This window comes from Melaminivora alkalimesophila, assembly GCF_000282995.1.
Taxonomy (GTDB): domain Bacteria; phylum Pseudomonadota; class Gammaproteobacteria; order Burkholderiales; family Burkholderiaceae_C; genus Melaminivora; species Melaminivora alkalimesophila.
Genome location: NZ_ALEE01000660.1, coordinates 1 through 8,759, shown reverse-complemented (window position 1 = coordinate 8,759; position 8,759 = coordinate 1). Strand labels below are relative to the sequence as shown.

Annotated in this window: 10 protein-coding genes and 1 pseudogene; 1 reads left to right on the top strand and 10 read right to left on the bottom strand. The window is 69.1% G+C overall.

Translation table 11 applies throughout. The features are described 5' to 3' along the window. The 3 genes from A612_RS12860 to A612_RS12850 all read right to left on the bottom strand — a co-directional run. Positions 1-654: COX15/CtaA family protein (locus A612_RS12860; protein WP_019374875.1), on the bottom strand; the 654-nt coding region annotated here is incomplete at its 3' end. Next, on the bottom strand, positions 654-1,349 hold the full coding sequence (locus A612_RS12855; protein ID WP_019374874.1) for a hypothetical protein: 696 nt from the start codon (positions 1,347-1,349) through the stop codon (positions 654-656). The genes A612_RS12860 and A612_RS12855, both read right to left, overlap by 1 nt. Before the next feature lie 10 nt (positions 1,350-1,359). Next, complete coding sequence (locus tag A612_RS12850) at positions 1,360-2,142, bottom strand: SURF1 family protein (protein ID WP_019374873.1); 783 nt, start codon at positions 2,140-2,142, stop codon at positions 1,360-1,362. Positions 2,143-2,204: 62 nt separating this feature from the next. Here A612_RS12850 and A612_RS12845 point away from each other — a divergent pair, with 62 nt between their 5' ends. After that, positions 2,205-2,438 (top strand): twin transmembrane helix small protein, encoded by a 234-nt coding sequence (locus A612_RS12845; RefSeq protein ID WP_173370372.1) that lies wholly within the window; start codon positions 2,205-2,207, stop codon positions 2,436-2,438. A gap of 82 nt (positions 2,439-2,520) precedes the next feature. On the opposite strand, the gene A612_RS12840 is transcribed toward A612_RS12845, so the two are convergent. The 7 genes and pseudogenes from A612_RS12840 to A612_RS12815 form a co-directional block, all read right to left on the bottom strand. Next, positions 2,521-3,402, bottom strand: a complete 882-nt coding sequence (locus tag A612_RS12840) for a cytochrome c oxidase subunit 3 (protein ID WP_019374871.1) — start codon at positions 3,400-3,402, stop codon at positions 2,521-2,523. Between the two features lie 81 nt (positions 3,403-3,483). After that, the gene (locus A612_RS12835; protein WP_019374870.1) at positions 3,484-3,705 is read right to left on the bottom strand and encodes a DUF2970 domain-containing protein; all 222 of its coding nucleotides are present in this window, start codon (positions 3,703-3,705) and stop codon (positions 3,484-3,486) included. Further along, the gene (locus tag A612_RS12830; protein WP_019374869.1) at positions 3,702-4,325 is read right to left on the bottom strand and encodes a cytochrome c oxidase assembly protein; all 624 of its coding nucleotides are present in this window, start codon (positions 4,323-4,325) and stop codon (positions 3,702-3,704) included. The genes A612_RS12835 and A612_RS12830 overlap by 4 nt, the downstream gene beginning before the upstream one ends. 16 nt (positions 4,326-4,341) lie before the next feature. Continuing rightward, positions 4,342-4,455: a cytochrome oxidase small assembly protein gene (locus A612_RS18010; RefSeq protein ID WP_019374868.1), complete on the bottom strand. Its 114-nt coding sequence runs from the start codon at positions 4,453-4,455 to the stop codon at positions 4,342-4,344. 28 nt (positions 4,456-4,483) lie between these two features. Continuing rightward, positions 4,484-6,121 carry a cytochrome c oxidase subunit I gene (gene ctaD, locus A612_RS12825; RefSeq protein WP_019374867.1) on the bottom strand — a complete coding sequence of 546 codons (1,638 nt, stop codon included), beginning with the start codon at positions 6,119-6,121 and terminating at the stop codon, positions 4,484-4,486. A 37-nt stretch (positions 6,122-6,158) separates the two neighbouring features. Beyond that, positions 6,159-7,328 (bottom strand): annotated as a pseudogene (gene coxB, locus A612_RS12820) (cytochrome c oxidase subunit II). 402 nt (positions 7,329-7,730) lie between these two features. Then, a complete protein-coding gene (locus A612_RS12815; protein WP_019374864.1) occupies positions 7,731-8,639 on the bottom strand; it encodes a methyltransferase domain-containing protein in 909 nt (302 codons plus the stop codon). Positions 8,640-8,759: the final 120 nt, after the last annotated feature.

Sequence of the window (8,759 nt, the reverse complement as noted above, 5' to 3'; positions counted from 1 at the left end):
CAGCCAGACCGGCAGCGCGGCCAGCGCGCCGCGCTCCGCCCCCTGGCGCACCGCCTGCACGCACAGCAGCGCCAGCAGCACGACCCCGCCCAGCAGGTGCAGGGTGACGATGGCGGGAAACAGGCGCATGGTGACCGTGAGCGCGCCGAAAGCGCCCTGCAGGCAGACCCAGACCAGCGTGGCCGTCGCCCACCACGGGCTCAAGGGAGGCTCCTGCCCGCCCGGCGCACGCCGCCAGCGCCGCCATTCGCGCCAAGCCAGGGCTGTCAGGACGATGATCAGCACGCCCACACCGGTCGCCAGGTAGCGGTGCACCATCTCGACCCAGGCCTTGCCCAGCGTGACCGGCCCGCTGGGCAAGGCCTGCTGCGCCGCGTCGATCTGCGCGCGCGCCCCGACCGGGCTGGCGCTGCCGTAGCAGCCGGGCCAGTCGGGGCAGCCCAGGCCCGAGTCCGTCAGCCGGGTGAAGGCGCCGAACAGCACCAGGTCGAAGGTCAGGAACAGCGTCAGCACGGTCAGCGCCTGCAGGCGCGCGCGCCCGCCGCGCCCGCGGTTGCGGCGCCACACCCAGACCAGCGGCAGCAGCGCGATCGCCGTCCCGAGCGCCATCAGTTCCAGCACCGGCGCCAGGTCGTAGAGCGGCTGGCCCGGCATCAGCGCCCCGCCGTTTCGCTGCGCCCGGGCCGGTCCCAGGACGCCGAGGCGCGCAGCAGGCGGTCCAGGTCGCGCTTGGCCTGGGCCGCGCCCTTGCGGTCGAGCCGCGCGGGAAAGCGCATCATCCAGTTCCCGAAGGGATCGACCACGTAGATGTGAGCCCCCAGTCCCTCGCCGGGCGCCGGGGCGAGCCATTGCCCGAGCTGGTCGCGGTCCACGCGCAGCGCCGTTGCCTGGGCGACCGCCGGTGCGATGTCGGCCGGCACCGGCGCGTCGTCCGTGACCAGCCAGACCCAGTCCACGCGCTCCTTCTCGCGGCCCATGCTCTCGCGCAGCTGGCGCTGCAGGTACAGGTTGTTGCGGCAGTCGGCGTCGCATTCGGCGTCCGACGCACTCAGCAGCAGCCACTGGCCACGCAGCTCTCCCAGCAGGTGCGGCGCGCCGTCGAGGCCGCGCGCGCCGAGCGCCTGCGGCATCGGGCGCTGCGGCTCGATCAGCTCGCCGAAGTTGCGCCGCCCCTCCGGGCGGATCACGTAGTAGGTGAAGTAGGAGGCGATGACCGGCGCCGCGCAGAACAGCAGCAGGCCGATCATCTGCCAGCGCCCGCGCCGCGAGCGCTCCAGCCGCGCCAGCGCCTCGCCGGCGGCCGGCAACTCGTGCACGGTCAGTCCCAGGGGTTGCTGCCCGGATCGCATGTGCACCCCTTCAGGGCTGGCGGCGCCGGACGCGCCGCACGATTTGGAACCAGACATACAGGATCGACACCAGGGCACAGAGCCCGAACCATTGAAACGCGTAGCCGTAATGCTTGTCCACGCCATTGTCCACCGCCGGCCACGCGCGCTCCAGCCCCTCGGAGGCCGCGCCGGTCTGCAGCACCGTCAGCGGCAACAGCGGCAGCCCGGTCTGGGCGGCAAAGGCGGCGATCTGCAGATTCTGCCGGATGCGGCCGCCCGCCTCGGGGGCGCGATCGGGACCGAGCTCGTACAGCCGCCCCGGCTCTGCGGCGACCCGTCCCTGCAGCCGCACTTGCGCGTGCGGGGTCGGGACCTCGGGCAGCCGCGTGCGCTCCTGCCAGTCGCGCGGCGCCCAGCCGCGCTGCACCAGCACCACCGGCGCGCCGGCCGCGCCCTGCAGGCGCAGCGGCGTGAGCACATAGAAACCGGGCCGCCCGTGCATCTGCCGGTTGTCCAGGAAGACGGTGTGCTCCGGCAGCCACTGCCCCTGCAATTCGACCCGCCGATGCACCAGTCCCGAGGCCCCGGCGGAGTCCGCTGCGGCCGCCGCAAGCTCCCTGGCCCCCACGGGCGGCTCGGCGGCGCGCGCATCCATCTGCGCCTGCAGCGCCTGCTTCTGCGCCGCCCGCGCTAGTTGCCAGCGCCCGAGCGCCGCCGTGCCGGCCACGGCGGCGACCGTCACCAGGGTTACCAGCCAGAAACGCCCGTCGGCGCGCAGCGAAGCGCGTTCGGCCGGATAATTCCCGTTCATCACCCTTGCGCCCGGCCGCGCCGCCTCGCTGGCAGCGCCCCCATGCGGGCATGGACGCCACCATGAAGATCCTCGTTGCCCTGGCCTTTCTCGCCATCCTCGCCAGCCTGGGCTCGGCGCTGTTCTTCATGATGCGTGGCAGCCAGCCGGGCGAGGACGACCGCCAGCGCAGCGCGCGCATGGCCTGGTCGCTCGCGCTGCGCGTGGGCCTGTCGGTGGCGCTGTTCCTGTGCGTGCTGGCCGCCTGGAAGCTGGGCTATATCCAGCCGACCGGGCTGCGCTCCTCGGGCGGTTGAAGCCCCGCCCCGCGCCTCGCAGCGGAAAGAAAAAGCGCCTGGCGGCGCTTTTTTCATGCCAGGGTCTGCCCGGGCATCCATGTCACATCCAGTACACCAGGATGTACAGGCCGAGCCACACCACGTCCACGAAATGCCAGTACCAGGCGGCGCCCTCGAAGCCGAAATGGCGCTCGGCCGTGAAATGGCCGCTCTGCAGCCGCAGCGTGATGAAAAACAGCATCAGCATGCCCACGAAGACGTGGAAGCCGTGGAAGCCCGTGAGCAGGAAGAAAGTGGAGCCGAACACCCCCGAGCTCATCTTCAGGTTCAGCTCGGTGTAGAGGTGGTAGTACTCGTAGCCCTGCACGATCAGGAAGGTGACGCCCAGCAGCACCGTGATCCACATGAAGGCGATGGTTCGGGCGCGCTGGCCCAGGCGCAGCGCGTGGTGCGCGATGGTCAGCGTGACGCCCGAGGTCAGCAGCAGCGCCGTGTTGATGGTCGGCAGCCAGAACGGGCCGACGGTCTCGAAGGGCTCCACGGTGCCTGCCGGCGAGGCCGTCGCGCCGGCCGCGACGCTCGGCCAGACGGACTTGAAGTCCGACCAGATCAAGGCGTTCTCGACGTTGCCCAGTTCCGGCACCGAATGCGCGCGCGCCCACCACAGGGCCGTGAAGAAGGCGCCGAAGAACATGCACTCCGAGAAGATGAACCAGCTCATGCTCCAGCGGTAGGACAGGTCGATCTTGCGCCCGTAGAGACCGCGCTCGCTCTCGCGCGCGGCCTCGCGGAACCACTGGAACAGCACGAACAGCCACCAGGCGATGCCGAACCAGAAGGTCCACTTGCCCCATTGCTGGCCGTTGATCCACTGGCTCGCGCCAAGGATCACGAAGAACAGGCCGATGGCGGCGAGCACCGGGTGGCGCGACTCCGACGGGACGTAGTAGTAGGGCGTGGCGCCTGGGGTGGTTGCACTCATGTCAGCTCCTCGGTCTCAAAGTTCTGGTGGTCTCCGTCCATTCACTCACTCACCGCCTGCCCGCGCTCGCGCCGGTGCCCTTCAGGCCACCCACTTGACCACGGCGATCAACAGCAACACGAAGCCGAACAGCGCCAGCAGCCCCACCAGCACGATGTGCAGCGGGTGGATGCTCTGCAGGTCGCGCCGGTATTCCTTGCCGGCGCGCAGCCCGATCAGCGACCACGCCACGGCGCGCACCGAGCGCGCCAGCGACGCGCGCGGCGGCAGCGGGGCGTGGCGGTCGTCCTCGGGTCCGCTCATGTGCCGGCCTCCGCGGTCTGGGCAACAGGCGCGGCAGCGGCGGCCGGGGCAGGCGCAGCCGGCGTGCGGCCGCCGACCTCGAAGAAGGTATAGGACAGGGTGATGGTGGTCACGTCCTTGGACAGGCGCGGATCGATCACGAAGGCCACCGGCCATTCCTTCTTCTCGCCCGGGTCCAGCGTGTACTGGCTGAAGCAGAAGCACTCCAGCTTGGTGAAGTGCGGCGCCGCCTGGCGCGGTGCGTAGCTCGGGATGGCCTGCGCCGCCATGCGGCGGTTCTGCACGTTCTGGAAGGTGTACATCACGGTGGCGAGCTCGCCCGGATGCACCTGGATCGAGCGCTGCGCCGGCTTGAAGTCCCACGGGCCGCGCGCGTTCGCGTCGAACTCCACGGTGATGGTGCGGCTCTTGTCGACCTGGGTGTTGACCGGCACCCGCGTGAGCGGCCCGGCCGTCCCGTTGCCCGGCACCAGGCGCTCCGACAGCGTCAGGATGTTGATGCCCGTCGCCTCGCAGATGCGCTTGTAGATGGGGATGAGGGAGTAGCCGAAGGCGAACATGCCCAGCGTGATGACGGCCAGCTTGCCGACCATGCGCAGGTTCTCGTGCTTCACACCCATCGCTTCATCCCTTCCTTCACCCCAGCCAGGTCATGCGCAGCAGGAAGCCGAGGAAGAACACCAGCGCCAGCGACACCAGGATCAGCGCCAGTCGCAGGTTGGCCTTGCGCTTGTCTTCGGGCAGGGGCATGGCATCGTCCTCCTGGGCGTTCGGACCTTCAGCCGACCACGCGCGTGGCGGTGGCGTCGAGCTTCGGGGGCACCTCGTAGGTATGGAAGGGCGCTGGCGAAGGCACCTCCCACTCCAGCCCCTCGGCCCCCTCCCAGGGGCGCTGCGGCGCCGGCGCGCCGCGCCCGCGCATGGCCGGCAACACCACGAACAGGAAGAAGTACACCTGCATCAGCCCGAAGCCGAAGGCACCGACCGAGGCGAGCATGTTGAAGTCGGTGAACTGCATGGGGTAGTCGGCGTAGCGGCGCGGCATGCCGGCCAGCCCCAGGAAGTGCATCGGGAAGAAGGTGATGTTGAAGGTGATCATCGACAGCCAGAAGTGGATCTTGCCGCGTGTCTCGCTGTACATCACGCCGGTCCACTTGGGCGCCCAGTAGTAGTAGCCGGCAAACAGCGCGAACAGCGAGCCCGCCACCAGCACGTAGTGGAAGTGCGCCACCACGTAGTAGGTGTCCTGCAGCTGCACGTCCAGCGGCGCCACCGCCACGATCAGGCCGGTGAAGCCGCCGATGGTGAACACGAAGATGAAGCCCACCGCCCACAGCATGGGCGTCTCGAAAGTCATGGAGCCGCGCCACATGGTCGCCGTCCAGTTGAAGATCTTCACGCCCGTGGGCACGGAGATCAGCATGGTGGCGTACATGAAGAACAGCTGGCCCGTCACCGGCATGCCGGTGGTGAACATGTGGTGCGCCCAGACGATGAACGACAGGATGGCGATCGCCGCCACGGCATACACCATCGAGGCGTAGCCGAACAGGCGCTTCCTGCTGAAGGCCGGCACCACCTGGCTGACGATGCCGAACGCCGGCAGAATCATGATGTAGACCTCGGGGTGGCCGAAGAACCAAAAGATGTGCTGGTACATGATCGGGTCACCGCCGCCGGCGGCGTTGAAGAAGCTGGTGCCGAAATGCCGGTCGGTGAGCGTCATGGTGATGGCGCCGGCCAGCACCGGCATCACGGCGATCAGCAGGTAGGCGGTGATCAGCCAGGTCCAGCAGAACATGGGCATCTTCATGAGCGTCATGCCCGGCGCGCGCATGTTCAGGATGGTCACGATGATGTTGATCGCGCCCATGATGGAGCTGGCGCCCATGATGTGCAGCGAGAAGATCGCCACGTCCATGGACGGGCCCATCTGCAGGGTGAGCGGCGCGTACATGGTCCAGCCCGCGGCCGGGGCGCCGCCGGGCATGAAGAACGAGCTGACCAGCATGATGGCGGCGGGCACCAGCAGCCAGAAGCTGAAGTTGTTCATGCGCGCGAACGCCATGTCGGACGCGCCGATCTGCAGCGGCAGCATCCAGTTCGCAAAGCCCACGAAGGCCGGCATGATGGCGCCAAACACCATGATGATGCCGTGCATGGTGGTCAGCTGGTTGAACAGCTCGGGGTTGACCAGCTGCAGGCCGGGCTCGAACAGCTCGGCGCGGATCAGCAGGGCCAGGATGCCGCCGATCATCAGCATGGTGAAGGAAAACAGCAGGTACAGCGTACCGATGTCCTTGTGGTTGGTCGCGTAGACCCAGCGGCGCCACCCCGAGGGCGCTGCGTGGTGGTCGTGCGCACCGTGTGCGTGGCCCGCGCCACCGTGCCCGTGGTTGTCCAGAACTGCGCTCATGACTCGTTTCCTCGATGCGTTGGGCGTTGCGGGGTGCTTACTTGCCGCGCTGGGCGACGATCTCGGCCGGCTGCACGACCTGGCCGGTCTTGTTGCTCCAGGCATTCTTGGTGTAGCTCGCCACGGCCGCCAGGTCGGTGTCGCTCAGCTGCGCCCAGGAAGGCATGGCGCCGCCGGCAGCGCCGTGCAGCAGGATCTGGATCTGCTTGGTGTGGTCCTCGTCGAGCACGATGGCCGAGCCGTCGAGCGGCTTGATCGGCCCGGCGCCCTTGCCGTTGGCCTGGTGGCAGGCGGCGCAGTTGGCGGCATAGACCTTCTCGCCGCGCGGCAGCAGGTCGGCCAGCGCCCAGACCTTGTTCGGATCGTCCTGGCGCGCGGCGGCCTTCTTCTTCTGTTCGGCCACCCAGGCGGTGTATTCGGGCGCGGAGACCACCTTCACATGGATCGGCATGTAGGCGTGCTCCTTGCCGCACAGCTCGGCGCACTGCCCGTAGTAGTCGCCCACCTTCTCGGCGCGAAACCAGGTGTCGCGCACGAAGCCGGGAATGGCGTCCTGCTTGATGCCGAAGGCCGGCACCATGAAGGAGTGGATCACGTCGTTGGCGGTGGTGATGACGCGCACCTTCTTGCCCACCGGCACGACCAGCGGGTTGTCCACCTTGAGCAGGTAGTCCACCGGGGCGTTGGAGACGTCGCCGCTGTCGGACATCTGGCGGTGGCTGCTGTCGAGCGTCGAGATGAAGGCCAGGCCTTCGCCCTCGCCGGAGATGTAGTCGTAGCCCCACTTCCATTGGTAGCCGGTGGCCTTGACGGTGAGGTCGGCGTTGGTCGTGTCCTTCTGCGCGACCAGCACCTTGGTGGCGGGCAACGCCATCAGGACCACGATGATGAAGGGAATGACGGTCCAGGCGACCTCGACGGTGACGGACTCGTGGAAGTTGGCGGCCTACGCGCCGCGCGACTTGCGGTGGTGCCAGATGGAATAGAACATCACACCGAACACGCCAAGGAAGATGATGGTGCACACCACCAGCAGCATCCAGTGCAGGAAATGCTGCTCCTGCGCGATCCGGGTCACCGGGGGCGCCAGGTTGAGCTGCTTGACCGCCGGACCCCCGGGAAGGTCCTGTACCGCATGGGCCGACGTGGCAAGCCATGCACAGAGCACCAGCAGCGAAGAGCCCAGCCTGTTGGAAATGTGTTTCATAGTTCTCACTTTGCTTCCAAACCCCAGTCGACCGATCGCCGTCGGGCCGGGCACGCAGGCGCCCGTTCCGTGGTGTCACGATCCGGGCCGCGACATGGGCGGCCCGTTGTCTCCTTGATGCGGTGGGGGTGGCCCCGATCTCCGCTGCGCCCAGCATGCCCCAGCCCCGGACGGCGTGGCAATACACGTTAGCCCCGAGCGAGAGCAGCCAGGGATCGCGCGGGCACCGCAGCCGGTCAGGGAACGGGGGCGCGACCGGCGCCACGCCCTCTTCCCTGCCCTGCATGCGAAGCACCAGCCCGTCAACGGCGGGCCAGACCCGAACTTCCTATCCGCAAGCGAAATTTATTGTAGCTCGCATTGATCGAGGTCATTGACAGCGCGACCCCGCGCGTTCCACATTCAGGCCGCAGGGGGGCGTCCCGCCCGGAGCATGGAGCGCATGTCCTCGAGCGAGACGGCGCTGTGCCCCTCGACGCGCACGCGCGGCGGGGCCTTCACCGCGTGGCCGTAGATGATCTCGAAGGTCAGGGCGAGCTGGCCGCCGTGGCGCGCGTCGGCCAGTTCGGCGCCGATGCGGCGCTGCAGTTCCTGGTGCCAGCGGCGCCCACGCAGACCGGCGAACCGCCCCGGATGAAGGTTGCGCCCCAGCCCGCGCAGCTCGGCGAGCAGCCGCCCGGGCGTGGCGAAGGTGAGCGTGATGTGCTCCATGTCCATGACCGGATCGGCAAAACCCGCCCGCACCAGCATGTCGCCCCAGTCGTGCATGTCGGTGAAGGCGTGCGCGGGCTCCGGCCAGCCCGCCCGGGCATACAGGGCGCGCAGCTCGCGCAGCGTGTCCGGGCCGAGGCAGGAAAACATCAGGTAGCCGTCCACCGCCAGCGCCCGTTGCCATTGGGCGATGAGCGCCTGGGGATCGGCCGCCATGTGCAGCGCCATGTTGGCCCACAGCAGCTGCACGCTGCCCTCGGCCGGCGGGCCGAAGTGCACCGGCGCGCCGGTCCAGCGCGCCGGGCTCCACCAGCGCCGGCCCAGGCGCTGCCGTGCCAGCGCCTCCCCCTGCGCCGACGAGGTCTCCGCCACCTGCACCGCGGCCTCGGGCAGCTGCGCCGCCACCAGGGCGTGGCCTTCGGTGCCGCCGCGCAGCGGGTCCCAGTCGCACCAGCTGGTGGGCGCCTTGACGATCCACGAGAGGCGCTCCTGCATGCGCCGCGCCACTTCCTCATGCAGCCAGGGCGAGGGCTCGGCGACGCGGGCGTGCCAGCGGGCGGCGGCGACGGGATCGATGGTGGGCGGCAGGGACTCGGGCATGGTGGCGGCCGGGGCGCGCGGCAGGCGGAAAATGCGGTGCCGGGCAGTATATTGAGGCCATGCAGACCGGCTCTGTTTCAGGTTTTGCGGCGCGCTGGCGGGCGGCCCTGGCGCGCGCCC

Bases quoted from the DNA above. Each gene is read 5' to 3' on its own strand.
- A612_RS12855 (WP_019374874.1), bottom strand. From the start codon at position 1,349: ATGCGATCCGGGCAGCAACCCCTGGGACTGACCGTGCACGAGTTGCCG.
- A612_RS12850 (WP_019374873.1), bottom strand. From the start codon at position 2,142: ATGAACGGGAATTATCCGGCCGAACGCGCTTCGCTGCGCGCCGACGGG.
- A612_RS12845 (WP_173370372.1), top strand. From the start codon at position 2,205: ATGAAGATCCTCGTTGCCCTGGCCTTTCTCGCCATCCTCGCCAGCCTG.
- A612_RS12840 (WP_019374871.1), bottom strand. From the start codon at position 3,402: ATGAGTGCAACCACCCCAGGCGCCACGCCCTACTACTACGTCCCGTCG.
- A612_RS12835 (WP_019374870.1), bottom strand. From the start codon at position 3,705: ATGAGCGGACCCGAGGACGACCGCCACGCCCCGCTGCCGCCGCGCGCG.
- A612_RS12830 (WP_019374869.1), bottom strand. From the start codon at position 4,325: ATGGGTGTGAAGCACGAGAACCTGCGCATGGTCGGCAAGCTGGCCGTC.
- A612_RS18010 (WP_019374868.1), bottom strand. From the start codon at position 4,455: ATGCCCCTGCCCGAAGACAAGCGCAAGGCCAACCTGCGACTGGCGCTG.
- ctaD (WP_019374867.1), bottom strand. From the start codon at position 6,121: ATGAGCGCAGTTCTGGACAACCACGGGCACGGTGGCGCGGGCCACGCA.
- A612_RS12815 (WP_019374864.1), bottom strand. From the start codon at position 8,639: ATGCCCGAGTCCCTGCCGCCCACCATCGATCCCGTCGCCGCCGCCCGC.